At 34.2% G+C, this 25,658-nt stretch carries 30 protein-coding genes and 2 pseudogenes; 22 read left to right on the plus strand and 10 right to left on the minus strand.

Features of this window, described 5'->3' with window-relative positions; genetic code table 11:
* Positions 1-33: 33 nt before the first annotated feature.
* Positions 34-240, plus strand: a complete 207-nt coding sequence (locus tag ACX9TM_RS10380; RefSeq protein ID WP_001101741.1) for a hypothetical protein — start codon at positions 34-36, stop codon at positions 238-240.
* Positions 241-383: 143 nt separating this feature from the next.
* Complete coding sequence (locus ACX9TM_RS10385) at positions 384-746, plus strand: DUF805 domain-containing protein (RefSeq protein WP_001198796.1); 363 nt, start codon at positions 384-386, stop codon at positions 744-746.
* Between the two features lie 199 nt (positions 747-945).
* On the opposite strand, the gene ACX9TM_RS10390 is transcribed toward ACX9TM_RS10385, so the two are convergent.
* Positions 946-1,170 carry a hypothetical protein gene (locus tag ACX9TM_RS10390; protein ID WP_000162602.1) on the minus strand — a complete coding sequence of 75 codons (225 nt, stop codon included), beginning with the start codon at positions 1,168-1,170 and terminating at the stop codon, positions 946-948.
* Positions 1,171-1,254: 84 nt separating this feature from the next.
* Positions 1,255-1,602: a DUF4257 domain-containing protein gene (locus ACX9TM_RS10395; RefSeq protein WP_000426317.1), complete on the minus strand. Its 348-nt coding sequence runs from the start codon at positions 1,600-1,602 to the stop codon at positions 1,255-1,257.
* 196 nt (positions 1,603-1,798) lie between these two features.
* Between ACX9TM_RS10395 and ACX9TM_RS10400 the strand changes: the two are divergent.
* The 6 genes and pseudogenes from ACX9TM_RS10400 to ACX9TM_RS10425 all read left to right on the plus strand — a co-directional run bounded on the left by ACX9TM_RS10400 (position 1,799) and on the right by ACX9TM_RS10425 (position 6,934).
* Positions 1,799-2,325 (plus strand): annotated as a pseudogene (locus ACX9TM_RS10400) (DinB family protein).
* 182 nt (positions 2,326-2,507) lie between these two features.
* Positions 2,508-3,560, plus strand: a complete 1,053-nt coding sequence (gene rsgA, locus ACX9TM_RS10405) for a ribosome small subunit-dependent GTPase A (protein ID WP_001073076.1) — start codon at positions 2,508-2,510, stop codon at positions 3,558-3,560.
* A gap of 302 nt (positions 3,561-3,862) precedes the next feature.
* A pseudogene (locus ACX9TM_RS10410) lies at positions 3,863-4,801 on the plus strand (HAMP domain-containing protein); the annotation flags it as partial.
* A gap of 123 nt (positions 4,802-4,924) precedes the next feature.
* Positions 4,925-5,743 (plus strand): methyl-accepting chemotaxis protein, encoded by an 819-nt coding sequence (locus ACX9TM_RS10415; protein ID WP_406741423.1) that lies wholly within the window; start codon positions 4,925-4,927, stop codon positions 5,741-5,743.
* 197 nt (positions 5,744-5,940) lie between these two features.
* Positions 5,941-6,246, plus strand: coding sequence for a hypothetical protein (locus tag ACX9TM_RS10420; RefSeq protein WP_000539569.1), 306 nt, complete (start codon positions 5,941-5,943; stop codon positions 6,244-6,246).
* A 322-nt stretch (positions 6,247-6,568) separates the two neighbouring features.
* A complete protein-coding gene (locus tag ACX9TM_RS10425) occupies positions 6,569-6,934 on the plus strand; it encodes a DUF3979 family protein (RefSeq protein ID WP_063219878.1) in 366 nt (121 codons plus the stop codon).
* 34 nt (positions 6,935-6,968) lie between these two features.
* Here the strand turns inward: ACX9TM_RS10425 and ACX9TM_RS10430 are convergent, their stop codons facing one another.
* On the minus strand, positions 6,969-8,009 hold the full coding sequence (locus ACX9TM_RS10430) for a YkvI family membrane protein (RefSeq protein WP_000370205.1): 1,041 nt from the start codon (positions 8,007-8,009) through the stop codon (positions 6,969-6,971).
* Between the two features lie 240 nt (positions 8,010-8,249).
* Between ACX9TM_RS10430 and ACX9TM_RS10435 the strand changes: the two genes are divergently transcribed.
* The 3 genes from ACX9TM_RS10435 to ACX9TM_RS10445 all read left to right on the plus strand — a co-directional run bounded on the left by ACX9TM_RS10435 (position 8,250) and on the right by ACX9TM_RS10445 (position 10,410).
* Entirely contained in the window at positions 8,250-8,693 is a 444-nt protein-coding gene (locus ACX9TM_RS10435) for a Dps family protein (RefSeq protein ID WP_000105199.1), read from the plus strand.
* A gap of 103 nt (positions 8,694-8,796) precedes the next feature.
* Entirely contained in the window at positions 8,797-9,252 is a 456-nt protein-coding gene (locus ACX9TM_RS10440; RefSeq protein WP_000488210.1) for a DUF3939 domain-containing protein, read from the plus strand.
* A gap of 213 nt (positions 9,253-9,465) precedes the next feature.
* Positions 9,466-10,410 (plus strand): alpha/beta hydrolase, encoded by a 945-nt coding sequence (locus ACX9TM_RS10445; RefSeq protein WP_000798324.1) that lies wholly within the window; start codon positions 9,466-9,468, stop codon positions 10,408-10,410.
* 44 nt (positions 10,411-10,454) lie between these two features.
* On the opposite strand, the gene ACX9TM_RS10450 is transcribed toward ACX9TM_RS10445, so the two are convergent.
* On the minus strand, positions 10,455-11,456 hold the full coding sequence (locus tag ACX9TM_RS10450) for an LLM class flavin-dependent oxidoreductase (RefSeq protein ID WP_000594045.1): 1,002 nt from the start codon (positions 11,454-11,456) through the stop codon (positions 10,455-10,457).
* Between the two features lie 104 nt (positions 11,457-11,560).
* Positions 11,561-11,752, minus strand: coding sequence for a DUF3896 family protein (locus tag ACX9TM_RS10455; RefSeq protein WP_000683364.1), 192 nt, complete (start codon positions 11,750-11,752; stop codon positions 11,561-11,563).
* Between the two features lie 177 nt (positions 11,753-11,929).
* Between ACX9TM_RS10455 and ACX9TM_RS10460 the strand changes: the two genes are divergently transcribed.
* Both ACX9TM_RS10460 and ACX9TM_RS10465 read left to right on the plus strand, forming a co-directional pair.
* Positions 11,930-13,393, plus strand: coding sequence for a flavin monoamine oxidase family protein (locus ACX9TM_RS10460; protein WP_065382096.1), 1,464 nt, complete (start codon positions 11,930-11,932; stop codon positions 13,391-13,393).
* 84 nt (positions 13,394-13,477) lie between these two features.
* Positions 13,478-14,062 carry a GNAT family N-acetyltransferase gene (locus ACX9TM_RS10465; RefSeq protein ID WP_065382095.1) on the plus strand — a complete coding sequence of 195 codons (585 nt, stop codon included), beginning with the start codon at positions 13,478-13,480 and terminating at the stop codon, positions 14,060-14,062.
* A gap of 24 nt (positions 14,063-14,086) precedes the next feature.
* Here the strand turns inward: ACX9TM_RS10465 and ACX9TM_RS10470 are convergent, their stop codons facing one another.
* Positions 14,087-14,989, minus strand: a complete 903-nt coding sequence (locus ACX9TM_RS10470; protein ID WP_065382094.1) for an aldo/keto reductase — start codon at positions 14,987-14,989, stop codon at positions 14,087-14,089.
* Between the two features lie 165 nt (positions 14,990-15,154).
* On the opposite strand from ACX9TM_RS10470, the gene ACX9TM_RS10475 reads away from it, so the two are divergent.
* Complete coding sequence (locus ACX9TM_RS10475) at positions 15,155-16,105, plus strand: CobW family GTP-binding protein (RefSeq protein ID WP_000613422.1); 951 nt, start codon at positions 15,155-15,157, stop codon at positions 16,103-16,105.
* A 112-nt stretch (positions 16,106-16,217) separates the two neighbouring features.
* Here the strand turns inward: ACX9TM_RS10475 and ACX9TM_RS10480 are convergent, their stop codons facing one another.
* Entirely contained in the window at positions 16,218-16,688 is a 471-nt protein-coding gene (locus ACX9TM_RS10480) for a GNAT family N-acetyltransferase (protein ID WP_001048677.1), read from the minus strand.
* A gap of 138 nt (positions 16,689-16,826) precedes the next feature.
* Positions 16,827-17,777: a metal ABC transporter substrate-binding protein gene (locus ACX9TM_RS10485; protein ID WP_001126148.1), complete on the minus strand. Its 951-nt coding sequence runs from the start codon at positions 17,775-17,777 to the stop codon at positions 16,827-16,829.
* A gap of 265 nt (positions 17,778-18,042) precedes the next feature.
* Here ACX9TM_RS10485 and ACX9TM_RS10490 point away from each other — a divergent pair, with 265 nt between their 5' ends.
* Positions 18,043-18,192: a hypothetical protein gene (locus ACX9TM_RS10490; RefSeq protein WP_000540932.1), complete on the plus strand. Its 150-nt coding sequence runs from the start codon at positions 18,043-18,045 to the stop codon at positions 18,190-18,192.
* Between the two features lie 115 nt (positions 18,193-18,307).
* Entirely contained in the window at positions 18,308-18,967 is a 660-nt protein-coding gene (locus tag ACX9TM_RS10495; RefSeq protein WP_001042735.1) for an oxidoreductase, read from the plus strand.
* A 29-nt stretch (positions 18,968-18,996) separates the two neighbouring features.
* On the opposite strand, the gene namA is transcribed toward ACX9TM_RS10495, so the two are convergent.
* Positions 18,997-20,034 (minus strand): NADPH dehydrogenase NamA, encoded by a 1,038-nt coding sequence (gene namA / locus ACX9TM_RS10500; RefSeq protein ID WP_025687615.1) that lies wholly within the window; start codon positions 20,032-20,034, stop codon positions 18,997-18,999.
* Between the two features lie 133 nt (positions 20,035-20,167).
* Between namA and ACX9TM_RS10505 the strand changes: the two genes are divergently transcribed.
* The 6 genes from ACX9TM_RS10505 (at position 20,168) to ACX9TM_RS10530 (ending at position 25,038) form a co-directional block, all read left to right on the plus strand.
* Positions 20,168-20,620, plus strand: coding sequence for a methylated-DNA--[protein]-cysteine S-methyltransferase (locus tag ACX9TM_RS10505; protein WP_000283912.1), 453 nt, complete (start codon positions 20,168-20,170; stop codon positions 20,618-20,620).
* A gap of 7 nt (positions 20,621-20,627) precedes the next feature.
* Positions 20,628-21,632: a DUF2628 domain-containing protein gene (locus ACX9TM_RS10510; protein ID WP_002195426.1), complete on the plus strand. Its 1,005-nt coding sequence runs from the start codon at positions 20,628-20,630 to the stop codon at positions 21,630-21,632.
* A gap of 84 nt (positions 21,633-21,716) precedes the next feature.
* Positions 21,717-23,378 carry a peptide ABC transporter substrate-binding protein gene (locus ACX9TM_RS10515; protein ID WP_025687478.1) on the plus strand — a complete coding sequence of 554 codons (1,662 nt, stop codon included), beginning with the start codon at positions 21,717-21,719 and terminating at the stop codon, positions 23,376-23,378.
* A gap of 59 nt (positions 23,379-23,437) precedes the next feature.
* Positions 23,438-23,854: a FosBx1 family fosfomycin resistance bacillithiol transferase gene (gene fosB, locus ACX9TM_RS10520; protein ID WP_000943772.1), complete on the plus strand. Its 417-nt coding sequence runs from the start codon at positions 23,438-23,440 to the stop codon at positions 23,852-23,854.
* Positions 23,855-23,867: 13 nt separating this feature from the next.
* Positions 23,868-24,413, plus strand: a complete 546-nt coding sequence (locus ACX9TM_RS10525; RefSeq protein WP_065211646.1) for a short-chain dehydrogenase — start codon at positions 23,868-23,870, stop codon at positions 24,411-24,413.
* 13 nt (positions 24,414-24,426) lie between these two features.
* On the plus strand, positions 24,427-25,038 hold the full coding sequence (locus tag ACX9TM_RS10530) for a phosphoserine phosphatase 1 (RefSeq protein ID WP_000858827.1): 612 nt from the start codon (positions 24,427-24,429) through the stop codon (positions 25,036-25,038).
* A 45-nt stretch (positions 25,039-25,083) separates the two neighbouring features.
* Here ACX9TM_RS10530 and exsB read toward each other — a convergent pair whose 3' ends face one another.
* Positions 25,084-25,644 carry an exosporium protein ExsB gene (gene exsB / locus ACX9TM_RS10535; RefSeq protein WP_000817482.1) on the minus strand — a complete coding sequence of 187 codons (561 nt, stop codon included), beginning with the start codon at positions 25,642-25,644 and terminating at the stop codon, positions 25,084-25,086.
* Positions 25,645-25,658: the final 14 nt, after the last annotated feature.

The raw sequence follows: 25,658 nt of genomic DNA on the forward strand, positions 1-25,658 counted from the left end.
TTCGCAAATCAGAATTAATAAGAGTGTGAATACATGAATGTGCTTTTAATTAAAGTGGTTACTAAAAGTATAGAAATAGTAGAAGAAATGTATTGTAACAAAGTTATGAGGAATCAAAAAATAAAAATCCCTATAAAGATAGGGATTTATATATCGGCATATAGTTCCTTGGAAAAGGATATACTTAGTTTAGCATATCGGACTACTTATATTTGTGAAATAGATGTGAAAGTAATGTGAAAAATGCCGAAGGAAAAAACTATTTAAATAGAGGGCAATTTAGATGGGAATATGGATTTTACATAAATATTGTGTTATATTTCTACTTATCTGTTAAAAATTACATATTTTAATTTTATTGGGGATAAAAGGGAGAGGTTTAAATGCAATGGTATTTGAAAGCTCTAAAGAATTATGGGAATTTTAGTGGTAGAGCTACGCGAAAAGAGTACTGGATTTTTAGTTTATCCAATATCGTAATTTTTTGGCTACTGTTATTTTTATCATCATTTTCAGAGGTGTTAGTTGCTATTATTGCGTTGCTATTTATGTTAGTAATGATTATACCAAGTTTTTCGGTTGGTGCACGACGATTACATGATATTGGGAAAACGGGATGGTGGCAACTATTAAATTTTGTACCGTTTGGTAGCGTTGTTTTACTTGTATTTTTTATCATTGAAAGTGAAGAAAATGACAATCAATACGGACCAAATCCGCATTCAGATTTAAAAGAAGCGATTTAATAAACTTATTTAGTTTGTAGCATTACTAGTTCAATTATTTTATCTATTATTAAAATGGTTTGCGTGGGCTAATATTATTAGGTTGATCTTTAGGTCTAGATGACTTTTGAAACTGTAAAAATGGAAAGATAAAGGCAGAGAGAATATAGCATGGAAAGAAAAAAATTCTAAATAAAAAGCACTGTTTTAGCTAATGTAGCTAAAACAGTGCTTTTCTCTTTGATTGAACGGTTGCAGCATTTTCATCATGTATACCTGCATCTTTAATAATTCGTTGTTTTGCTTTATTTAATAGATGGTTTACTGCTTCACCAAAATAGTTAGCTTCGCTTTTTGTGCGGGCTTCTCGTAAACATTTATAGTTTTCTAGCAGTTCCTCTTTTTCGGAGTTTGTTAAGAAATCTTCTATTTTCTTTTTTGTCATACGAAACACCCTTTCTCCTGACAAACGACGCAATAGAAAATATTTATTTCTCATTATAACAATAATTTTAAAAGAAAGTATACACTAACGTCGCAATAATTTGTCAATTTCTTGAATCTTCTCATCAGCTTTCCCAATTTGCGTATTTTTAGCCTGTTCGCCACCAAGAGCTTGATGTAGTAAAAAAGTTTGACCGGAAATAGCAGTTACAATGGATACTTTTATAATTTCTTTTATTGCGGTGACATCGAATAAAACGAGCCCAAGAAGTGCGGCTAGGCTACCAGTAAAAATATCAGTTAAAAATCCAAAATGAAAAAATGTTTTCAAACGGCGTGGAAGCAATAACTTACCTTGGTTATTGATTAGATGGGAAACGAAGCCGGTAATGCCACCAACGAGAACAGCGGTTAGCCATTGATACATCTCCATCGAATCCACTCCTTTTAGTGAATAAGATTCGATTATTTTATATTGATTCCTTTTAATATTTCATATAAGCATATTGAGAAAGTTTGTTTGGGTATAATTTGTATTCAAATTAATTGTAACAGAAAATTTAGATATATTTCAGTCTATTATATGAATCATTTTTACAATAATATGAATGCAGAAAGGGGTGCGTGATATGAATATAGATTATCGAATAAGAAGTGTAGTTGGTTATACAAAAAAATAGGGGAATTAGTAAGCCTGCTTGAGCATACGAGAGCTGTAACATTAGGCGAAGTAAAAAATTTATCAGTTGAGCAATTAGATTTAATTATTCAAAGCAGCGGAAATTCAATTGGTGCCTTATTAAAGCATATAGCAGCTATTGAAAAAGTTCATCAGCTTATTTCATTTCAAGATCGTGACTTTACAAAAGAAGAATTAGAAATCTGGGAAGATGCACTGTATTTAGGGGAAGCGGGTAGAGCAATCCGTGGTCATGAAATACAGTATTATGTACAACGTCTACAAAGTGTTCGAGAAGAATCTCTGAAGTATTTAAGTGAACAAGGTGATGAGTGGCTCATGTCAGAAAGAAAGTGGCCTAACGGTGTAGCATATAACCAGCACTATCTATGGTTTCATGTGCTAGAAGATGAAATTAGTCATCGAGAACAAATTAGAATGCTCAAAAACAAGTTATTTGAAAATTACGTAAAATAATGTAGCTTTTTATAGGAGAATTCCATATAATGAGAATAATTAAAATAAGAACGGGGTGATGTATTATGGCGAAAATAACTTATATGAATAATCAACCAAATACAAAGGTGGATGGAAAGGGCGATATTATATAAGGTAATTCGCAATCCTTCCACTTAGTACAAACTAGGGAGGATATTTATTTGAATCAAAATATTTTAGAATCTTTCGGCTGGGATTCATTTTTTGAAGAACAAGTTACAGAGAAAAATTATGAAGTAGGTCGTATTTTACTTGAGCATAAGCATATATATCGCATTATTTGTAATGATGGTGAATATATGGCAGAACTGTCTGGGAAGTTTCGGCATGAAGCGATTACGAAAGGCGATTATCCAGCAGTTGGTGATTGGGTGTATATAAAGAAAATAGAAGATGAAAAGAAAGCGATTATTCATCGTATTTTCCAGCGAAGAAGTTCTTTCTCAAGACAAGAGGCTGGAACAAGAACAGAAGAACAGATTATAGCAGCAAATGTAGATTATTTATTTTTAGTGAATGCACTTAATCATGATTTTAATGTTAGAAGGATGGAACGTTATTTATTATTGGCGTATGAAAGTGGCGCTATGCCAGTTATTGTTTTAACAAAGAGTAGTATATGTAATGATGTAGAACAAAAAATTGTAGAAACGGAAGCTATAGCAATTGGTGTTCCTATTTTCGTTGTTGATAGTTTAGAGCATACAGGTATTGATTCGTTGAAACAATTCGTTTCTTCAGGGAAAACAATTGCTTTAGTTGGGTCATCAGGGGTAGGAAAGTCAACTTTGTTAAATGCTCTAATAGGAATTGATGTAGCAAAAACGGGAGATATACGTGAAGAGGATAGTAGGGGGAGGCATACGACAACGCATCGAGAATTATTCCAATTGCCTAGTGGCGCTCTCGTGATTGATACGCCTGGCATGAGGGAATTGCAACTTTGGGAAGGCAGCGAAGCGATTCAAACAGCATTCTCTGATATTGAAGAATTTGCGACAACATGTCGTTTCCGTGATTGTAAGCATGAGAATGAACCAGGATGCGCGGTGTATAGTGCAATTGAAAACGGACTTATTACGATAGATCGTTTGAAAAGCTATAAAAAATTACAAAGAGAACTGGCGTATTTTATGAGGAAACAAGATGCAATCCTTGCCAGAGCAGAGCGTGATAAATGGAAGAAAATTTCTAAACAACATAAAAAAATGTAAAAACCAAAGGGGCCCCTTTGGTTTTTTCTATTTGTAAATTTTATAATAATATTATTCGTATATATAGACAAAGAGAAATTAATTGTTTAAACTTTACAAAGTATTCACCATAATAGGTTATGAAAATAATAATTAAGGAATGGGAAATATTCATAATTAACTCAATTTAACTTTTAAATTCGAAAATTAGGAGGTTCATAATGGGTAAACTATTAAATTTGTTTCGTGATATGAAAGTAGCAAAAAAGCTATTAATTTCATTCTTTGTAATTTTAATTGCAGCCGTTTCTATAATCGGGGGCATGTCTTATCAAACTGCTAAAAAGAATTTTGAATCACAAATTACGAGTAGTGCTAACGATAATATAAAAATATTAGATAATTTAATCAATCAAATGATTGAAGCAAAATTTAACGATGTGAATAACTTTGCACGAGTAATTCAAGGGAATATGTATCAAGGGGATAATCAGGATGAGCTAAGAAAGACATTATCTCAGTATATCAATTTGAATATAGATGTTGAACAAGTGTATGTTGCCGGTAATGATAAGAAATTTGTACAGGAACCAAATATACAAATGGCAGCAGATTATGATCCAACAACACGACCTTGGTATAAAGATGCAGTGGCAAAACAAGGTGGTATTGTTGTTAGCGAGCCATATAAGGCAAAAGGAAATGGACATATTGTCGTAACGATTGCAAAACAAACAGAAGATAAAAATGGGGTTGTTGCGCTAGATTTAAGTTTAGACAATTTATTAAAAACAACAAAGTTAATCAATATTGGTAAAAAAGGATATGCCTTCATTTTAGATGGAAAGCAAAAAATCATTGCTCATCCACAAGAAAAATCAGGGGATAAAGCAGCTGATTCTTGGGCAAAGAAAATTTATGAAGATAATCACGGTGCTTTTACATATTCTTATGGTGGTAGTGAAAAGAATATGGTATTTGCTACAAACGTAAAAACAGGTTGGAAAATTGGTGGGACGATGTACGCAACTGAAGTAATTGAAGCTGCTCAACCTGTATTTTATAATATGTTAATTGTTATGCTTATCTCATTAGTAGTAGGCGGGGCACTTATTTATTTTGTGACACTTTCAATTACGAAGCCTTTAAAGAGATTAGTTGTTACCTCTAAAGAAATAAGCGAAGGGGATTTAACGCAAACAATTGAAATCCATTCTAATGATGAAATCGGCCAACTTGCTAAAGGCTTTAATGAGATGACGAATTCGTTACGGACGTTAATTGGAAGAATTAACGATTCAGCTGGGCATGTTGCAGCGGCATCAGAAGAGCTAACTGCAAGTGTAAGGCAAGCAAGTGAAGCGACTGAGCAAATCACAATCGCAATGGATGAAATATCAAGTGGGGCAACGACGCAAACAACAAGCGTAGAAAATGGCGCTATGTTACTGTTTGATGTAACGGAAGGAATTCAACATGTAGCAAATAGTTCATCATCTATTAATACGGCTTCTGCACATACTCGTGAAAAAGCAGAAGATGGTGGGAAACTAGTAGGAAGAACAGTAAACCAGATGCAGTCTATTGCAGAATCGGTTTCACAATCAGATGCAGTTATACAATTACTAAATAATAAATCAAAACAAATTGGTGATATTTTAGAAGTAATTCAAAATATTGCAGATCAAACAAACCTTCTAGCTCTAAATGCGGCGATTGAAGCCGCAAGAGCCGGTGAGCATGGAAGAGGTTTCGCAATTGTTGCAGATGAAGTGCGTAAATTGGCAGAGCAGTCTAGCGTATCTTCTAGTGAAATTAGTAAATTAATATGTGAAATACAAGATGATATGGGTAAGACAGTCAAATCTATGAATCATGTAAATGAGGAAGTTCAATCTGGACTTGTTATCGCAAATGAAACGAAGCAAAACTTTGCTGAAATCTTACAATCTACAAATGAAATAGCTAATCAAATTAAGACGATGGTTGAAACGGCTAATGGAATGTCAAAAGGGGCAAATGAAGTATCTATTTCGGTAGGACAAATTGCAATGACAGCACAAAATAATGCGACAAGCACACAAAATGTTGCGGCTTCAGCTGAAGAACAGCTAGCTTCGATGGAGGAAATTGGATCTGCAGCAGGCACGTTATCTCAAATGGCTGAAGAGTTGCAAGGACTAATTGACAGATTTAAAGTCTAATAGAGAACAGACTATCCCCTAGTAGCATTATGCCAATAGAGGGTAGTCTGTTTTATTGTGTAAAATCAAATGGAGATGTAAACTTCCTTTATGACGTTTAAAATGGTATTTTGCATAATGTTTGTCGAAAAATAGAGGTATTTGTTAGCTTTGTGTATAATTATTAACGTATAGAATACAAATAAAAGGAGAGTATTATGGGAGTGTATTGGGGGACAAAAAGACATTCTTGGCTTAGTTACGTCTCATTTTGGCTAAGTATTTCATTTTTTATTGTTTTTCTAATTGAAGTGTTTATATTAAAAACACTTTCGAATAGCTCGGTGCAAATTGTTAAATATTTTTATTTTATATTTGTACCAGTAAATATTTTTCTTAGTTTAAAGTTACTATTTAAGAAGAATGAAAAGAAAGCGTTACCTATTTTTAGTTTCATTGTCTCATTATTATTTGCAATTTTAATAATCGTATTAGTTTTAGCAGCTATAGGGAAGGTCTTTTGAGGGGAGTGGTATAAGTCACTCTCCTTTTTTATTTGTGGTAGTCTTACTATATATAAAAGTGTGAATGCTGTGAGCTAATAAAAGCAGAGAGTAGACAATATTTGCATGGATTAAAGTCTGTCGTTATTTGAACTTGTAAGAGTGTATGGAGTAATGAGGTAATATACATAATAATGGAGATAGAATTAGTTATTTTATAAGTATGTATGAAGCAAATGAATACGGTAAGAACGTTGATATATGGTACAATAGCTATGGATAGTGATAGAGATAAAGGGTATATAAAATACTCATCGTTTTTTAGTAAGAGAGGGGTTATCTTATGCTATACGAGGATTTGGAGACATTATTTCAAACAGCTCCGAAAGAAGATAGAGGCGGATGGAAATATATAATCCAAGAACAAAATAATACATTTAAAATTGTTGATGAAATACTGAAAAATCAAATGAGTGTCGAATTATATTTTAATGAATACGATGAGGTGAAAATCACTTTATATAAAGATGGAATTCCCATTACGACTATGCAAAGAATTGTGATTTCAAAAGTTGAATTAGACGAAGATGAAGAAGGTATTCAATTTGTTTTAGAGCGCATGCCTAGTCGAATGATTCGGTTGCAGTTAAAGCCATATTTAGCATTAGAAATGGGACCGTACTGGGAAGTATGTGATGATTGTGAATGAGCATAAAAAAGCATCCAATAACATGGATGCTTTTTTATGTTTTTTGAAGTTGTTTAAACGCAATGATTGGCAGTATAACAATACTTACCCATCCGATGATAGGATATAGAATGTGAAGTAAGTCACTGTAACCGATGTAGCTAAAGCAATAACTAATTAGTAAAATGAAGAAAATAATATTGTTATTTTTCCACCCAGTAATAGATTGCATCTGTTTTGTCATTCCGAACACATTACCAACTAAAGTTGTGAAAACTTCACCGAAAATAATGAGAACGAAAAAGAAGTGAAAAGTTGCATTAAATCTTCTTATGACTTCAGCCATTGGGATGTTATATTGGTAAAATTGATCGACTGATAAGATTGCTAAATGGCTGCATAATAAAATTAAAGAAAGTCCAGCACCACCCAAAATCCCACCCCAAAAAATAGCTTTTCGATCTCTTACTTCACTGGCTAATGGGACGAGAACACTTTGGGCGAGAGAAAGATTTAAGGCGACATATGTAATAGGGCTAGTAATCCATTTCATATTCCAGTTCTCTGCAGGAATAGTGTTATTAATGGAAGGTGTACCGTGAAAAAAGGTTGTAATAGCAAGTCCGATAATAAAAATCATCATAATAGGTACGACAAGTGTATTTACTTCAAAAACACCTTGTAATCCGCGGCTACTTATAATAAGACAAGCGATAACTGTAATAAGAATACCGAGTTGTCTTGGTAAGCGAAGTTGCTCTTCAAATACTGCACCAGCCCCTGATAACATAACGCTCGTTACGCCGAATAAAACGAGTAATAATAATGTGTTTACAACATTCCCAAATACATCCCCAAATAAATATTTGTTAAATTCTTGCGCTGAAAATGCCCCGATTTGTGATGAAAGTAACATCATCTTTGTGCCAAGCCAAATAAAAAAAAATCCACTTACACATATGCCAATTGTCCCGTATAATCCATTCACTGTGAAAAATTCAACAATTTCTCGTCCAGTAGCAAATCCAGCTCCAACGACAGTTCCGATATAAGTAGCGGCTACTTTCTTTGCTACTTGCCATTGTTGATTGTCCATGTTATCCCTCTTTCTACTATGATGAGCTTGATGTACTATTATGCATATGTATGAGCTTGGACAATTAGACGTATGAAGTGTTTGAAAAAATACATGAATTTAATGATATTAGGGAAGCATTAAAGGTGTTAAAACTTTGTTACATATAAGCCAATTGTTCGAAAGGAAAGGGAATGTATGGTAAAATGTAATTAGGTTATTAAAAGATAAACATTACAAAATGATAAGAGGAGTGATTGTATGAGTACGAAAACAAATGTTGTTGAAGTATTAAACAAGCAGGTAGCAAACTGGAATGTGTTATATGTTAAACTACATAATTATCACTGGTATGTGACAGGGCCACACTTCTTTACATTACATGAGAAATTTGAAGAGTTTTATAATGAGGCTGGAACGTATATTGATGAGTTAGCAGAACGTATTTTAGCTTTAGAAGGTAAACCATTAGCGACAATGAAAGAATATCTCGCAACATCTAGTGTCAGCGAAGGGACAAGCAAAGAATCTGCAGAAGAAATGGTGCAAACATTAGTGAATGATTATTCTGCACTTATTCAAGAATTAAAAGAAGGTATGGAAGTTGCAGGTGAAGCTGGTGATGAAACATCAGCTGACATGCTGTTAGCAATTCATACAACATTAGAACAGCATGTATGGATGCTAAGTGCATTCTTAAAATAACGATAAATATAATAGAAACCCATTGAAAAATTATTTCAATGGGTTTTTTTATGATTTTTCAGTTTTCTTTTATGCTATAATATAGTAAAAAGGAGGCGATGCGATGTTTCGCTTTTTCAGAACTGGAAAAGAAGAGCGGGAAATTACGAAAGATGAATTAGAACAAGCGATGGCTCAGTTTTTAGAAACGAATGCTAATATCGTTTATACAGTATTAGTAAATGAAGATTATACAGTAAATTATGATTTGTTAAAACCGTATTTACCTGCATTTCCAACAAATGATTTTCTCATAACGAAGGAAACGCTTGAGGTATTTGAACATACAGCAGAAAATTTAAGCCTAGTGAAAGAAATTGATGTCGTACAAAAAGCAGTAGACCAATACGTAACAGAAAAAGAAATGTTCCCAATTGTTGAAGGTAGCGAAGATCGCCTCATATGCGGAATGAAGCTAGGACCTTACTTAAATCGTAGCTTAAAAAGAGACTTATATATTTCAGAAAAACATTATTTAGTTTCAAGTAAACCAGATAGAAAAAAACAAAAGAGCGGGTAGATGTAATGAAAACAACAATACATATATTGTTGTCTTTTTTTGTTTTTTAAAATATTGATTTTTCAGTCTATTATTATTTATACTAAATGTATTGGACAGGGAAGAGTAACTATTAAGCATCATTTTGAGAATAAGGTATTGTTAGCGTGGGTTATACAAAGTGGTATAAAGATTCGCAAAAAATATTATAAAAGGTTTCGGGGGAATTGGTACATGAAAAATAGCATGACTTACATTCAATTATTAAATGAAACGTTACGTTGTTATGCAAATAAAGGAAGTTTTGAAGCGTACAATTATATAATGGAAAACGCTACAGGTGTAATAGGGAATGAGGCGCAAATATATAATTTTAAGTATGCACTCGCAAGTGCATCGGGACTTGAAAAAGAAGCATTACATTTAATGAGAGAGGCCATTATAGAAAAGGGATTCTGGTATGGAAATGAGTATTTAATTTCCGACGAAGATTTAAAATCACTACATAAATTTGAAGAATTTCATACAATGGTGCAATTATGTAATGAAAGAGAAGAATTAGCACATAAAAAGGAAAGACCAGATGTGAAATATATATACAGCAAGAAAGAAGGAAATCTACTACTTACATTGCACGGTGACCAAGAAAATATTCAAATAGTAGAGCCATATTGGAAATCAGTTTTGACACAAGATTACACGTTAGCTTTACCACAGTCTTCACAAATTCAGTTTTCAGATGGATTTGTTTGGGATGATATAGAGAGAGGGAAAGAAGAATTAAAAGGGCATTACAATAAGTTTATAGAAAACCATACAGTAGAAAATGTAATCATTGGTGGTTTTTCTGCAGGGGCAAGAGTAGCTTTATATACGATTTTGCAAAAAGATATAGAGGTTGATGGTTTTGTTTTTATGGCACCATGGCTTCCCGAGATTGAAGAATGGGATGAGTTGCTAAGAGTGCTGCAGGATAAACATATAAAAGGATATATAGTATGCGGGGATCAAGATGAAGATTGTTTCGAATCCACGCAGCAATTTGTACAACTATTAAGAGAGAAGAATATAGAACATAAGTATAAAGTTGTCCCTGACTTAGATCATGATTATCCTATTAACTTTGAAGAGCTATTAAAAGAAGCTATTGAATATATAGGAAATGAAAACAATAAGTAGTAAGAAAAAGAGATGCATCATATGTGATGCATCTCTTTTTAGAATTATAAATTAAAAGCATTTGCTAATAAGCGATAAGACTTTAATTTATGTTCAAATTGATGAGTAATCGTGACAATCATAAATTCGTCAGTATTGTATGCTTTGCTTAAGTTTATTATTTTTTCTTTTACAGAAGACGGATCACCAACAATCATACGTTGACGATTTTCTTTTATACGGAATAAATCATAAGCGCTGTATGAATAATTTTGAGCAGTTTCAATAGAAGGTGTACCAGTAGTTCGTTTTCCTTGCTCTAATAATAAGATTGATAAATCTAAACTAGAAGCAATTTTTTCCGCTTCTTCATTTGTTTCTCCGCATATAACAAAAATGGCAACGATTGAATTAGGCTTATCTCCTAAAAATGAAGGCTGATATTGTTCTTGGTAAGCCCTCATAACTTCAGGGCCTCCAAAGCCATTAATAAATTGCGCAAATGCGAAAGAAGCTCCGTTGTTTGCAGCAATTTTAGCGCTCTCTCCGCTAGAACCGAGCATCCACATTTCAGGAGATGTTGGGATAACTGGAGTGGCTTTTAAGTTTGCATAGTGATGGTTTTCTGGTACTTGATCATGTAAGTACATTGCAACGTCTGCAATTTGTTCTGGATATTGATCAAGTGAGACCATTTTCCCTTCTTGAAGTGCGCGAGTTGCTATTGGCATACCACCAGGAGCTCTACCAACACCGAGATCGATGCGGTTCGGATACAGTGCTTCTAGAACACGGAAATTCTCAGCAACTTTATATGGGCTATAATGCGGTAACATAACACCACCTGAACCGACTCTAATACGGTCCGTTTTCGCGGCAATATGAGAAATAAGTATTTCTGGACTTGAACCAGCTAAGCTTACGGAATTATGATGTTCGGATACCCAAAAACGTGTGAATCCGAGTTTTTCAACTTCTTGTGCAAGCGTAACTGTATGTGAAAAAGCTTGGGCTGCTGTGCTACCATCTGAAATAGGTGATTGGTCTAATACACTTAACTTGATCATAGAATATACCTCTCAATCTTAATGTACATCCTATTATATATTTACTTATGAAAAATGCGTAGTGAAATGCTCAAAATGAAAAGCGGATAATCCTATTTCCGCTTTTAATGAGAAAATCCGCGTTCATAATGATTCATTTCAACCAGATTTAAAATATATTCATAGTTGTCAATTTCACATTTTAGCTGTTCACGTTCTTTTTCAGATAGTGTCATATTGCTAAGTTTTTTACATAAGTTTTGTTTCTTTAATTCTAAATGCTTTTTTGTAGCGTGGTAATCATAAGTATGTTTCATTTTTTAGTCACTCCTTCGTGCGGTTGCTATATTATACGAAGCATAAAGAAATATGAAATCTGTCTCTTATGTACTTTTAGTGAATATTCAAATTGCAATGGTGTTATGTTTATGGGGATGTATGAATAAAATGCACTAAACCACTAACGTCCATTTGATGAAGTAAGGGGTGGAATTGTGCAGAAAGATATAATGTATAACACTGAAATGGATGAAGCGTTAAAAGTTATAGATAAAGGATTGAAGAAGACGACAAATCCAAAACAAATTATTGTAGTGGGAGCTGGTATGGCTGGATTAGTTTCAGCATCTTTATTAAAGGCTGCAGGACATGATGTGAAAATTTTTGAAGCAAATAACCGGGTAGGTGGCCGTATAGAAACGGTTAGAATGGAAGATACCGGATTATATTTAGATGTTGGAGCAATGAGGATTCCATATTCGCATACATTAACGATGACATATATAAGAAAATTTGGGCTACAGGTGAGACCTTTTATTAATAGAAATGAGACGGATATTATATACGTAAATGGACGGAAAACGACGTTAAAACAATATGAAAAAGATCCAAGTATTCTAAGATATCCTGTGGAAATGAATGAAGTTGGAAAAACGTCAGAGGAATTATTATTGTTAGCGGTACAGCCCATTATAAATTTTATAAAAAAGAACCCAGAAAAAAATTGGGACGTTGTAGTAAAGGATTTTGGAAGATACTCTACTGGGCAATTTTTAAAGTATCATCCTTATCAGTATAATACTTACTTTTCGCCAGTAACAATTGAGATGATTGGTGTTCTATTAGATTTAGAAGGTTTTTTGGAACGATCGTTTGTAGAGACTTTACGCTTTCTATACATTATGCAAGAGGAGAGCGGATTTTGTGAAATTGTGGGCGGGAACGATAGATTGCCAAAGTCATTTTTACCGCAATTAGAAGAGAATATTATATATAATCAAAAATTAATGAAGCTACATCAACACGATAATGGTGTGACAGCTTTCTATCGGAACGAGGAAACTTTTGAATATAGTAGTATTACAGGAGATTTAGTTATTGTTACCATTCCGTTTTCGACAATGCGTTTTGTAGAAGTAGATCCGTTTGATTCTATATCTCATGAAAAATGGAAAGCAATTCGTGAATTACATTATATGCCTGCGACGAAAATAGGAATTCAATTTAAAAGCCGATTTTGGGAAGAACAAGGACAATTAGGCGGCAGAATTATAACAGATTTGCCAATTCGTTATGCCTATTATCCAAGCTATGGAATTGGGGAGAAAGGACCGGCTATGATGTTAGGTAGCTATACATGGTCTTATGACGCGTTGTTATGGGATGGTTTATCAAAAGGTGATCGTATTTATTACGCATTGCACAACTTAGCAACAATATTAGGTGGTCAAGTGTATGATGAGTTCATATCTGGAATATCAAAAAGCTGGACATTAGATCCGTATGCGCTTGGAGGGTTTGCACTTTTTCAAGCAGGTCAAGAATCTGAGCTACAACCAGCGATTGTCAAACCAGAGGGGAGAATATTCTTCGCTGGAGATCATACAACGCTATATCACGGATGGATTCAAGGTGCGATTGAATCTGGAATTCGTGTAGCGTTGGAAGTGAATGAGTAAAAGGTTTTCAATTCAGAAAATTCTTTACTATATAACTTGAGATGGATATTATTATATATAAAAGAAATATAGGGAGTGTTTACAGTGAATCCGTTATTATTCGATTTTCCTTCTGAATTTTATACTAACAGGCTTTTTATTCGAATGCCGAAACCAGGAGATGGTAAAGTTGTATATGATGCAATTCAGGCTTCAATAGAAGAACTAAAACCTTGGATGGTGTTTGCACAAAAAGAGCAAACAGAGCAAGAAGTAGAAGAAAGTATTAGAAAATCACATATTCAATTTTTGCAACGTGAGGATTTAAGATTACTAGTATTTTCGAAAGAAACAGGTGAATTTATTGCTTCAGCCGGATTACATCGTATTAATTGGGATATACCTCAATTTGAAATCGGATATTGGATTGATACAAGGTTTAGCGGAAAAGGCTATATGGTAGAGGCTGCGAAAGGTATAACGGATTACGCTTTTTCTGAATTGAAAGCAAACCGTGTAGAAATTCGTTGTGATTCTTTAAATAAGAAGAGTAGAGCGATACCTGAGAAATTAGGCTTTAAGTTAGAAGGTACGTTAGAAAGTGCGAGTGTTGCGGTAGATGGAAACGGATTAAGGGATATGTGTGTATTTGCCATGACTAGAAATACATATGAAAAAGAAGAGCTGTAAGAAAACAGCTCTTCTTTTTATGCATTATGGTACAGGATGCCCATTAGAGCTTTCGAAAATTGTAAACCATTGTTGACGGTCTAAGTTAACGTTTGTAGCAAGAGCAGCCGTTTTTACGCGATCTAATTTACCTGAGCCAACGATTGGCATCATATTAGCTGGATGAGCAAGTAACCAAGCATACATAACCGTATCGATATTAGAAACACCTAGCTCAGTAGCAACTTTTTGCACAGTTTCGCGTACACGTACAGCACGTTCTGATTGACCAGTAAAGATCTCACCACCAGCAAGAGGTGACCAAATCATTGGATTGATTCGTTTTTCTTGGCATAAGTCAATTGTTCCTTTTTCAAAATGCTCAAGCTGCAATGCAGAAACTTCAATCTGGTTCGTAATAAGTGGGAAATCTAAGTACGAACTTAACATATTAAATTGTGAAGGTAAGAAGTTAGATACACCGAAGTGACGAACTTTTCCTTCTTGTTTTAATTGTGAAAAGGCTTTTGCCACTTCATTTGGATCCATAAAAGGATCGGGACGATGAATAAGTAATACGTCAATATAATCTGTATGTAAATTTTTAAGTGATGCTTCTACACTTTGCATAATATGCTCTGCACTAGTATTGTAGTGAGCCACATATCGCTCTGGAAATTTCGGTGATGGGGGAGCGATTCCACACTTTGTAATAATTTGCATGTTTTCTCGTAAGGAAGGCTTTAATTGTAAAGCTTCGCCAAATAACCCTTCACATGTATATGCGCCGTAAATATCAGCGTGATCAAAAGTAGTAATTCCCATATCCATACAATCTTCAATGAAAGAAAGTAATTCTTGTTTCGTCATATTCCATTCTGCTAAACGCCAAAATCCTTGAATAATACGAGAAAATTCTAGCGTTTCGGCCATTTGAACTCGTTCCATGATAAGTACCCCCTTGATGAATGATTATTATTTTGAAAAGGCTTTCTTACTACATATTATTATATAGTTAGAGGGGCGTACAAACAATAAATATGTTTTGCTAAAAAAATGATTTTCTCTATATGCTATAATGTAGAAACATATAGCTAGAAGGAGATGTACGAAATGATTCCAGTAACAATATTAACTGGTTTTCTTGGATCTGGGAAAACGACATTATTAAATCGTATTTTATCAGAAAATCACGGTAAGAAATTAGCGGTGATTGTAAATGAAATAGGGCAAATTGGCATTGATAATCAGTTGATTATGAATGTGGAAGAAGAAATTATGGAAATGACAAATGGCTGTTTATGCTGTACTGTACGTGAAGATTTACTCGTTGCTTTAAAACAGTTACTGGACGTAAAAGCGGAAGGGAAAATGGATTTTGATGGTTTAGTAATTGAAACGACTGGCCTTGCAAATCCAGGCCCGATTATTCAAACATTCTTTTTAGATCCAGTCATTCAATCTGCTTACCAAATTAACGGTGTTGTAACGGTAGTAGATAGTTATCATATACATAAACATTTTGAAAAAGGATTAGAAGCAAAAGAGCAAATTGCGTTTGCTGATGTCGTTTTAGTAAATAAATTAGATTTAATTGAAGAGAATGAGAAAGAAAATCTCTTGCATGAAATTCAAGGAATTAACCCGACTGCAAAGTTAATTGAGGCGACTAACTGTGAGGTAGATATACCATCTTTATTACAAATCCAAACGTTTAAAACGAAAGATACGTTGCAAATTTACCCTCATAAAGAACATAACCACTTAGAAGGTGTGAAATCATTTGTATTACGTGAAGAACGTCCGCTGGATTTACAAAAGCTTAATGAGTGGATGTCAGCTGTCGTTCAAGAGCTAGGGGAATATTTATATCGTTACAAAGGAATTTTATCGATAGATGGAGTAGATAAACGTATCGTTTTCCAAGGTGTACATACGTTATTTGCTGCTTCGTACGATAGAGAGTGGCAAGAGGGAGAAGAGCGAGTAAGTGAAGTAGTTTTTATCGGAAGAGATATTAATAAAGAGTGGTTCCAAGAACATTTCGAGGAGTGTGTGAAATAAGTCTGCGTAAATTGTAGGCTTATTTTTTATGAGCACTCTATTAGATTGTAAAACAGAATTAAATAAGGGAAAGAAACTAAAAATTGATAACTGTATAATAAAAAGCCTGTTTTCACAGGCTTGTATTTTCGTCTATTAGTAACTCCATTACAACACCTACAACTGGACCTTCATCATCAATATCCCCATTTAAGCGGAAACCAAATGATTCATACAGTCCCATTGCAAGTTTGTTGTCTGGATGTAAACTTAAGTAAATTATTTTACATTCAAATTTTTCTTGTAAGAATTGAATGAGTAAGCGAAGGAAACGTTTTGCGTATCCTTTTCCTTGATATTGTTGGTCAATCATAAAGCGATCGAGCCATACACTTTTATGTTTTACTGAATACCATCCATACATTGCGTATCCTACAAGTGTTTCGCCATCATATAAACCTACTGACGTTCCGTTTCCTTCATATAATGATTCTGCTAAAGAAAACGCGTTACTTTCAATAAATTGTTGCTGATCTTTTGCGACGTCTAAAGCAACTACTGAACGCCAATTTTTTGCTGTTACTTCACAAATGTGAAGATTCATAATTCCAACTCACCTTCTAAATTAATATAGCTTTCAAGCTAATATGGATAATTTTACTTGTTATTTTGGTCAAGTCAAGGATAAATACATAAATAGGCAGCTGAATAACAGATTCAGCTGCCTAGAAAATATAATGGATTAGTTTGTTGCTTCTTTCAATGTATTTACGTTTTCTTCCATTAAAGTGAAGTAATCTTTATTATTTTTTGCATCATCTTCAGAAATAGTAGCTAAGTGATTTAAGCGTAAAACTTTTGTACCAGTTTCTTTTTGAATTACGGATGCTACTTTTGGAGTAGAGAACGTTTCGAATAAAATATATTTTAGATTATGTTCTTTTACTGTTTTTGTAATGTCAGCAAGCTGCTTTTGAGATGGTTCATCAGAAGCTGAAATTCCAGCGATAGGAATTTGTTTTAGGCCGTATCGTTGTTCCCAGTAACCATAGGCAGCATGAGAAACTAAAATTTCTTTCGTTTTTGCGTTCGCTACAGCTGCCTTAAATCCATCGTCTAAATCAGTAAATTTAGTTTGAAGTGCTGCAAAGTTTTTTTCGAATTCTTTTTTATGTTCAGGTTGTAATTCTACAAGTGCATTTTTAATTTTTTCTGCTTGTTTCATTGCTAGAGTAGGATCTAACCAAACATGTGGGTCTTTATCGTGATGATGTTCATCTTCTTTATGGCCATCTCCATGATCATGATGCTCTTCTTCAGTAGAAGCACGAAGCTCAATACCTTTAGATGCATTTACAATTTTAACATTTTCTTTTTGTAATGTTTTTTCCATTTTTTCAGCAAATGGTTCTAATTCAGCGCCGTTATAAACAAATAAATCGGCTTTTGCAACTTGTACTGTTTGTTTTTGACTTGGTTCAAATGTATGTGAATCTGCACCAGGTGGGTAAATTGCTTCAACATTTACATAGTCGCCACCAATTTTCTTTGCGAAATCAGCAAGTGGGAAAATCGTTGTATAAACTGTTAGCTTTCCATCTTTCTTGGCATTACTTTCTTTTTTATTTGAGCAGCCAGCGAAAATTAAGGTAAAAATAAGTAAGAATGAAAATATAGTCAATCTTTTAGGCATGAAGTTCTCCTCTTTTCTTTTTTACGGATATATTTTCCCCAATTATAGAAGAAAAATATCATTTTAATACAAAACGGAATAATTACGTTTTAGTTTGCGAACTTAGTATAATACATCTTTAATAAAGTTGCAATAAATAATAATCATTCCGATTTGTTTTTGTTATAAAGTTGTCAAATATAGGTGTATTATTTTTGCAAATGCATGCATATGTGACAACGCTGTTTTCATATATTGAAAAGGAGGTAAAGAGGGGGATGAGCGCTTGGGTTACTTAATGGAAGCTATTTTATTAATATTAGCGGTAGTATTGCCATTATCTTTCGTATTAATTTTTTTAAGAAGATTAATAAGTAATTTAGGGGACGCTACAACAATAACGAAATTACAAGAGAGAGATGAGAAAAAAGAGTGAGTAAAGCACTATGCGTACGCATAGTGTTTTACTTGTGGTAAAATAAGAGCAGGAAACTCCTAAAGGTTGTATTTTACTGAAGGAGAGAAAAGTAAAATAAGAGGTATATGCATATATGAATAAGCGAACAGCGTTAATACTTGGTGCAAGTGGTTTAGTTGGACAAGAGATAACGCGTCTATTACTTGAATCAGATTACTACGATTCGGTTACTATTTTTGTAAGAGAGCCAATGCAATTGCAACATGAGAAGTTACAGCAGAAACAAGTTGATTTTTCGGTATTAGAGGAATATAAAGAGTTCTTTGCTGTGGATGATGTTTTTAGTTGCTTAGGAACAACAATAAAAAAAGCAAAAACAAAAGCAAATTTTAAAAAAGTAGATTATGAATATACGTTACGAGCTGCTTGTTTAGCTGAAAAACAAGGGGTACAAAATTTCCTTGTCGTGTCTTCTATGGGAGCGAATCCTAAATCATTTTTCTTTTATTCACAAGTGAAAGGGAAAATGGAAGAAGAATTGCAAAAGTTAGTAATCGGTGGTATTCACATTTTTAGACCATCATTATTAGTAGGAAATCGACAAGAATTTCGTTTCGGCGAACAAATGGCTGAAAAGTTATCTCGTATTATTCCTTTTATATTTAAAGGGGCTTTCAAAAAGTATAAACCAATTTCAGCTAAAGATGTGGCGAAAGGGATGTATATAACCGCGCTGCGAGAAGAATCGGGTATCCATACTTATAATTCAAATGAAATTACAACGATAGAATAAATAAAACCGAGAAGAATGACTTCTCGGTTTTATTTATTCGTATGAATTTTCCCTGGTGCTCGCTTGTATTGATATGGTTCTTGCAATTCAAAGCCAAGTTCATTGGCCGCTATTCTCGGGAAGTACGGATTGCGAAGTAACTCACGTCCGATGAAAATTAAATCAGCTTCGTTATTATTTAAAATTTGCTCTGCTTGTGACCCAGTCGTAATCAATCCAACTGCACCAGTTGCAATGTTAGCATGCTCTTTAATATGTTTGGCGTATTGTACTTGATAACCGGGATACACATCAATATGTGCTGGTACAACTGCGCCAGAACTACAATCTATTAAATCTATTCCCTGTTCTTTCATCCACTTTGTATACTGAACATAATCTTGAACCGTTAGCCCGTCAGGGTGATAATCATTTGCTGAAATACGAACGAATATTGGTCCGTCCCAAACTTCATTTACAGAGTCGATAATTTCGCGTAAGAAACGATAGCGGTTTTCAGGTGAGCCGCCGTATTTATCCGTTCGTTTATTAGTAAGTGGTGATAGGAATTCATTGATAAGGTAACCGTGAGCGCCATGTAATTCGATAACATCAAATCCGGCTTGTTTTGAACGTAACGCGGCCCTCTGAAAAGCTAATATAGTCTCTTTGATTTGCTGTATATTCATTTCTACTGGTATCTTCATCTTATCATTAAAAGGAATTGCAGAAGGAGCGAAAGCATTCGTATCTAATTCAGCTTTTCTTCCGGCGTGAGCGAGTTGAATGGCAGCTTTTGCGCCGTTATCATGTATAAAAGTAGTCGTTTTATGTAAGCCTTCAATTAGGTTGTCATCCCAAATACCTAAGTCTTTGTTAGAAATTCGTCCTTCAGCTAACACCGCAGTTGCTTCAACCATAACTAAACCTACTTGGCCAGCAGCGCGAGTTCCATAATGAATGAGATGAAAATTCGTAACGCTGCCATCCTCATTCCCCGATGAATACATACACATAGGCGACATAACGATACGATTTTTTAGTGTAACGTTCTTAATTGTATAAGGTGAAAAAAGCTTGGAATTCATCAAATAGCCTCCTTGATTGAATTTTCTTATATTTTACCATTCTCTTTTTTGTTTCTCTAATAAAACGCTTATACGAAAAATTTTGTATATTCGTGTTACAATGACTAATATGAACTGAATTGGAGGATGGCATATGTACCAGGCTTATTATGAAAGCGAAGTAGGTTTGCTTGAAATTACAGCGAATCAAGAAGGAATTACGTCTGTTATATTTGTTGATGAACGACAAGAAGAAAATAAAAATGAAATGATAGAACAATGTATAAATGAGTTAGATGAATATTTTAAAGGGAAAAGAAAAGAGTTTACGGTCCCGCTGTCTGCGGAGGGAACAGCATTTCAAAAAAATGTATGGGATGCACTTTATACTATTCCATACGGCGTCAGTGCTTCATATTTAGATATTGCAGAGAAAGTTGGAAATATAAAAGCTGTACGGGCAATAGGAGGGGCAAATAGTCGGAATCCAATTTCAATAATTGTTCCATGTCACCGTGTAATAGGAAAGAGTGGAAAGCTTGTTGGATATGCTGGTGGTTTATGGAGGAAAGAGTGGTTATTAAAACACGAAGGTATTTTGAAATGACGTATGGATGGGAAGAGGGATTGTTTTGAAATGTATAAATTGTGGGCAACCTTGCGAGGAGGAACAGTTAAATTGTGCAAGTTGTCAGCGAAACTTGGATAATGAACAAGAGGAAGGTAGCTCGTTAATAGATAAAGAACTGGAAGTATATGTAGGGAGACAATATCCGTATTACAAAAGGAAATGGGATCTTGAGAATAAGCGGATTGCTAGGTGGAGCTGGAATGGTTGGGCTGCTATTTTCAATATAGGCTGGCTAGGATATCGTAAGTATTATGTACCAGCTGCTTTATTTATGTTGTTATTAGTAGCGTGTGATGCATTTTCGTATTATATGGGATTTAATGTAGCGTTGCCAATCATTAATATGGTGCCTCTTACGTTTTTATTACTCATTTTTATTCTGTTTGGAATGGGGATTTTTGCAAATGGATTATACTATCAATTTGTGGAAAGACGTATATACCGAATAAAAGCAAGAGAAATAAAAGATAAATCAGTTGAAAACTATCTAATCAATGATAGCGGCGGAACGAGCAAAATGGGAGCGACAATTGTTACTATTTTAGCAGTTGCTAGCATATTTTTTAGCCATTTCTTTTTTCCGACTGATCGAGACGTTATTCAAAAGGTTCGTACAAGCTCGCTTTATGAATATCCTTTCTTTTCAATAGGTGAATCTTTCGAAAATTATTTTCAAAATTCAGGTTGGATATATTATCGTGGAACGGAAGGGTTAGAATTAGTAGAATTCCAAGGGTATAACACCGGAACGCCAAGACAAAAGGTGAAGATTCAATTTGTTGTCGATTATAAATTAGGTGAAGTGGAACCATACTCACTTATGGTTAATGGTGAATCTAAAACTGAAGAAGAGTTTTTGAAGCTGATGGAAGAAATATTTAAAGTTCAAAATCCATTTGATATAGAGGATGGATTACAAGTAAATGCTATTCAAGAAAGCGGCTGGAAAGAAATTTCCGATCGCTTTTTTCTATGTTTGTTAAAATAAATATTTAAAATAATCAGAATCTTTTGTATAATGAAATATATTATATAGGATTTAACTTATACATATAGATTGGGGGAAGGAAGAATGAAGAGAAAGACAACAACAATTGCTGCACTTGCGTTAACGACGAGTGTATTGGTTGCAGGATGTGGGAATGGTGAGAAGGCTTCGACAACGAAGAAAGAATCGAATAAGGGAATGGCCGATAAACAAGTTTTAAATTTGCTAGAAACAGCTGAAATTCCTTCAATGGATACATCTAAATCAACAGATTCTGTATCTTTCCGTGTATTTGTAAATGCAATGGAAGGTTTATATCGTCTAGATAAAGATAATAAACCAACACCAGGTATGGCAAAAGATGTGAAGATTAGTGAAGATAAAAAGACATATACATTTGAATTACGTGATGCGAAATGGTCAAATGGTGATCCAGTTCGAGCACAAGATTTTGTATATGCATGGCAACGTACATTAGATAAAGCATTAGCGGCAGAATATGCATTCATTTTATTTGATGTGAAAAATGCACAGAAAGTAAATAAAGGTGAATTACCAGCAGATCAATTGGGTGTTAAAGCGAAGGATGATAAAACGTTGGTAGTAGAATTAGAGCAACCAGCACCTTATTTTCTTGAGCTTACGTCGTTCCCTACATTTTTCCCATTAAATGAAAAATATGTGAAAGAGCAAGGAGATAAATACGGATTAGAAGCAGATAAATTATTATATAATGGACCATTTACAATGAGTCAATGGAAACATGAACAAAATTATCAGTTGAAGAAAAATCCTAATTATTGGGATAAAGATACTGTAAAATTAGACGAAATTAATGTAAGTATTGTGAAGGAAACAAGCACGGGAGTAAATTTATATGATAGTGATCAAGCAGATCGAGTTATTTTAACTTCTGAATTTGTTGATAAATATAAAAAGAATAAGCCAGATGAATTTAAAACGAAGTTAGATCCACGCATATATTTCTTGCGTTTTAACCAAAAAAATGTAACATTTAAAAACCAAAAAGTACGTGAAGCGATTGATTTAGCATACGATAAAAAAGGAATTGCTGATGTCATTTTAAATGACGGTTCATTGCCAGCATATTTCTTAGTACCTGAAAAATTCACGACAGGTCCGGATGGAAAAGATTTCCGCTCTGTAAATAAAAACTTCCGTGATAGTAAAGATAATGCAGAGAAAGCAAAAAAATTATGGGAAGAAGCGAAGAAAGAGCTTGGTCAAGATACAATTACGGTTGAATTACTAAACGATGATAACGGTAGCCGTAAAAAAGTAGGCGACTTTATTAAGGAAGAACTAGAGAAAAACTTGCCTGGTATTAAAGTAAATTTGAAACAGCAACCATACAAGCAGAAGCTAGATTTAGAAAAGAAATTCCAATATGAATTCTCATTATCTGCATGGAGTCCTGATTATCCGGATCCAATGACTTATATTGATATGTTTGTTACTGGAAGCTCATTTAATGAAATGGATTATTCTAATCCGAAGTATGATGATTTAGTAGCGAAATCAAAAGGAGAGCTATTAAAAGATGATAAAGCACGCTGGAATGCACTTGCGGAAGCTGAAAAAATCTTAATTGGTCAAGACGCAGCAATTTCTCCTACGTACCAACAAAGTACAGCTTATTTAGAGAAGCCGTTTGTAAAAGGCATTGCTAACCATACGTTTGGCGGGGACTTCAGTTATAAATGGGCATATATTACAAAAAAATAGTATAATGAAAGGTGAGTGAATTTTCGCTCATCTTTTATTTGTATAAGGAGGAATTATAGTTGTTAAGGGGAATCAATCATATTTGTTTTTCGGTATCTAATTTAGAAAACTCTATTATGTTTTATGAAAAAGTATTAGAAGGAGAATTATTAGTTAAAGGAAGAAAATTGGCTTATTTTAACATATGTGGAGTATGGATAGCGCTTAATGAAGAGACGCATATTCCGAGAAATGAGGTTCATCAATCTTATACGCACATTGCATTTTCTGTTGAACAAGAAGACTTTAAATGTCTAATACAGCGATTAGAAGAAAATGATGTTCATATTTTACAAGGAAGAGAACGTGATGTAAGAGATTGCGAATCTATATACTTTGTTGATCCTGACGGTCATAAATTTGAGTTTCACTCAGGGACACTGCAAGACCGTTTAAATTATTATAGAGATGAGAAACCTCATATGACATTTTATTAGGGAGGGATAACATTTGCATGCACTTGTAATTGGTGGAACAGGAATGCTAAAGAAAGTTTCTATGTGGCTTTGTGAGAAAGGATTTTATGTTTCTATTATCGGGCGAGATGAAGTGAAATTAGAAAATGTTAAGCGAATGAGTTCTGCACCAGAAAATATTACATGCCTTTCGTTAGATTATCATAATGATGAAGATGTAAAGCTAGCTATTAAAAGTACAATTAAGAAAAATGGCCCAATCACATTAGTTGTTGCATGGGTACACACAAGTGCAAAGCATGTACTATCAAATATTTGTAAAGAACTAGATTTGTCGTCTAAAACATATAGTTTATTTCATATTTTAGGTAGTAAAGCATCACGTATGCCTGCACAAAAAATAGGGAGTACGCGATGTATTTATCATAGAATTATTTTAGGTTTTATTTTAGAAGATACATATGGAAGATGGCTTATTCATGAAGAGATAGCTGATGGAGTTATAAAAGGGATTGAAAGTAAACGAGCGGAGTGGATTGTAGGGAGAGTTGAACCGTGGGAATTACGACCAACATGGTGAGGGGGAGTAAGAAATGAAAACAACTATATATGTAACAAGGCATGGTGAAACAGAGTGGAATGTAGCGAAGCGAATGCAGGGACGGAAAAATTCTGCTTTAACTGAAAATGGTATAGTTCAGGCGAAACAATTAGGGAATCGAATGAAAGATTTACCAATCCATGCGATCTATAGTAGTCCGAGCGAAAGAACACTTCATACGGCAGAGTTAATAAAGGGGGAACGTGATATACCGATTATAGCGGATGAGCATTTCTATGAAATCAACATGGGTATATGGGAAGGACAAACAATCGCGGATATAGAAAAGCAATTTCCAGAAGAAGTACATCTGTTTTGGAATGAGCCACATCTTTTTCAGTCAACATCAGGCGAAAATTTTGAGGCCGTTTATGAAAGAGTAATTGAAGGGATGCAGCTTCTTTTAGAGAAGCATAAAGGACAAAACATATTGATTGTTTCTCATGCGGCAGCAGCAAAATTACTTGTAGGGCATTTCGCGGGAATTGAAATAGAAAATGTGTGGGATGATCCATTTATGCATAGTGCCAGTTTGAGCATAATAGAATTTGAAGAGGGTATTGGTAAAGTGAAACAATTTGCAGATATAAGTCACTTTCAATAAATGTAAAAAAGGCCGCAAAACGGCCTTTTTTGGGTGGTATAAAAACTAGCAGTTACGTTTTTTATACCAGAAGTGATCAAATTTCTTATTTTTGCAAGATGGGAATTTATGTCCGCCTTTGCAATCATTCCATTTGTGTCCGCTATCGTGACAGTCTTTACCATGATCACATGAATCATCGCAAGAGCCACCGTGTCCGTGAGGGAAGAACTCGCATTTTTTACAGTAACATCGTTTAGTCCAGTAAAATTTCTTTTCAAAGCGTACACATTTTGTAACGAATGTACAATGTTTTCTACGCGTACGTTTTGTAACTAAAACGCATTCTTTTCTACGCGTTACTTTCGTAACGAACGTCCATTTTTGAACGCGTACGCGAGTACATTTCGTAACAAATGTCCATTTTTTTACATGAGTACATTTTGTAACGAAAGTACAATGTTTCACACGAGTACATCTTGTTCTTGGGCAATTACAATCATCGCTACATTCAACTTTTGAAGAGCAATCATCATCGCATTCAAAAGTACTTGGATCTTGGTGTAAGAAATCCTCCATCCCAGCACTTTTGATTTCTTCAACAGCTTTTCTAATATCACGTTTCATAGAAATCCTCCTTA

The organism is Bacillus sp. LH1 (assembly GCF_057924895.1).

Coding starts and splice junctions, on each gene's coding strand:
- ACX9TM_RS10430 (WP_000370205.1), bottom strand. CDS start 8,009: ATGGACAATCAACAATGGCAAGTAGCAAAGAAAGTAGCCGCTACTTAT.
- ACX9TM_RS10420 (WP_000539569.1), top strand. CDS start 5,941: ATGGGAGTGTATTGGGGGACAAAAAGACATTCTTGGCTTAGTTACGTC.
- namA (WP_025687615.1), bottom strand. CDS start 20,034: ATGAATTCCAAGCTTTTTTCACCTTATACAATTAAGAACGTTACACTA.
- ACX9TM_RS10515 (WP_025687478.1), top strand. CDS start 21,717: ATGAAGAGAAAGACAACAACAATTGCTGCACTTGCGTTAACGACGAGT.
- ACX9TM_RS10390 (WP_000162602.1), bottom strand. CDS start 1,170: ATGACAAAAAAGAAAATAGAAGATTTCTTAACAAACTCCGAAAAAGAG.
- ACX9TM_RS10415 (WP_406741423.1), top strand. CDS start 4,925: ATGGATGAAATATCAAGTGGGGCAACGACGCAAACAACAAGCGTAGAA.
- ACX9TM_RS10395 (WP_000426317.1), bottom strand. CDS start 1,602: ATGGAGATGTATCAATGGCTAACCGCTGTTCTCGTTGGTGGCATTACC.
- ACX9TM_RS10440 (WP_000488210.1), top strand. CDS start 8,797: ATGTTTCGCTTTTTCAGAACTGGAAAAGAAGAGCGGGAAATTACGAAA.
- exsB (WP_000817482.1), bottom strand. CDS start 25,644: ATGAAACGTGATATTAGAAAAGCTGTTGAAGAAATCAAAAGTGCTGGG.
- ACX9TM_RS10485 (WP_001126148.1), bottom strand. CDS start 17,777: ATGCCTAAAAGATTGACTATATTTTCATTCTTACTTATTTTTACCTTA.
- ACX9TM_RS10505 (WP_000283912.1), top strand. CDS start 20,168: ATGTACCAGGCTTATTATGAAAGCGAAGTAGGTTTGCTTGAAATTACA.
- ACX9TM_RS10475 (WP_000613422.1), top strand. CDS start 15,155: ATGATTCCAGTAACAATATTAACTGGTTTTCTTGGATCTGGGAAAACG.
- ACX9TM_RS10495 (WP_001042735.1), top strand. CDS start 18,308: ATGAATAAGCGAACAGCGTTAATACTTGGTGCAAGTGGTTTAGTTGGA.
- ACX9TM_RS10425 (WP_063219878.1), top strand. CDS start 6,569: ATGCTATACGAGGATTTGGAGACATTATTTCAAACAGCTCCGAAAGAA.
- ACX9TM_RS10450 (WP_000594045.1), bottom strand. CDS start 11,456: ATGATCAAGTTAAGTGTATTAGACCAATCACCTATTTCAGATGGTAGC.
- ACX9TM_RS10435 (WP_000105199.1), top strand. CDS start 8,250: ATGAGTACGAAAACAAATGTTGTTGAAGTATTAAACAAGCAGGTAGCA.
- ACX9TM_RS10480 (WP_001048677.1), bottom strand. CDS start 16,688: ATGAATCTTCACATTTGTGAAGTAACAGCAAAAAATTGGCGTTCAGTA.
- ACX9TM_RS10455 (WP_000683364.1), bottom strand. CDS start 11,752: ATGAAACATACTTATGATTACCACGCTACAAAAAAGCATTTAGAATTA.
- ACX9TM_RS10530 (WP_000858827.1), top strand. CDS start 24,427: ATGAAAACAACTATATATGTAACAAGGCATGGTGAAACAGAGTGGAAT.
- ACX9TM_RS10385 (WP_001198796.1), top strand. CDS start 384: ATGCAATGGTATTTGAAAGCTCTAAAGAATTATGGGAATTTTAGTGGT.
- ACX9TM_RS10510 (WP_002195426.1), top strand. CDS start 20,628: ATGGGAAGAGGGATTGTTTTGAAATGTATAAATTGTGGGCAACCTTGC.
- ACX9TM_RS10445 (WP_000798324.1), top strand. CDS start 9,466: ATGAAAAATAGCATGACTTACATTCAATTATTAAATGAAACGTTACGT.
- ACX9TM_RS10380 (WP_001101741.1), top strand. CDS start 34: ATGAATGTGCTTTTAATTAAAGTGGTTACTAAAAGTATAGAAATAGTA.
- ACX9TM_RS10470 (WP_065382094.1), bottom strand. CDS start 14,989: ATGGAACGAGTTCAAATGGCCGAAACGCTAGAATTTTCTCGTATTATT.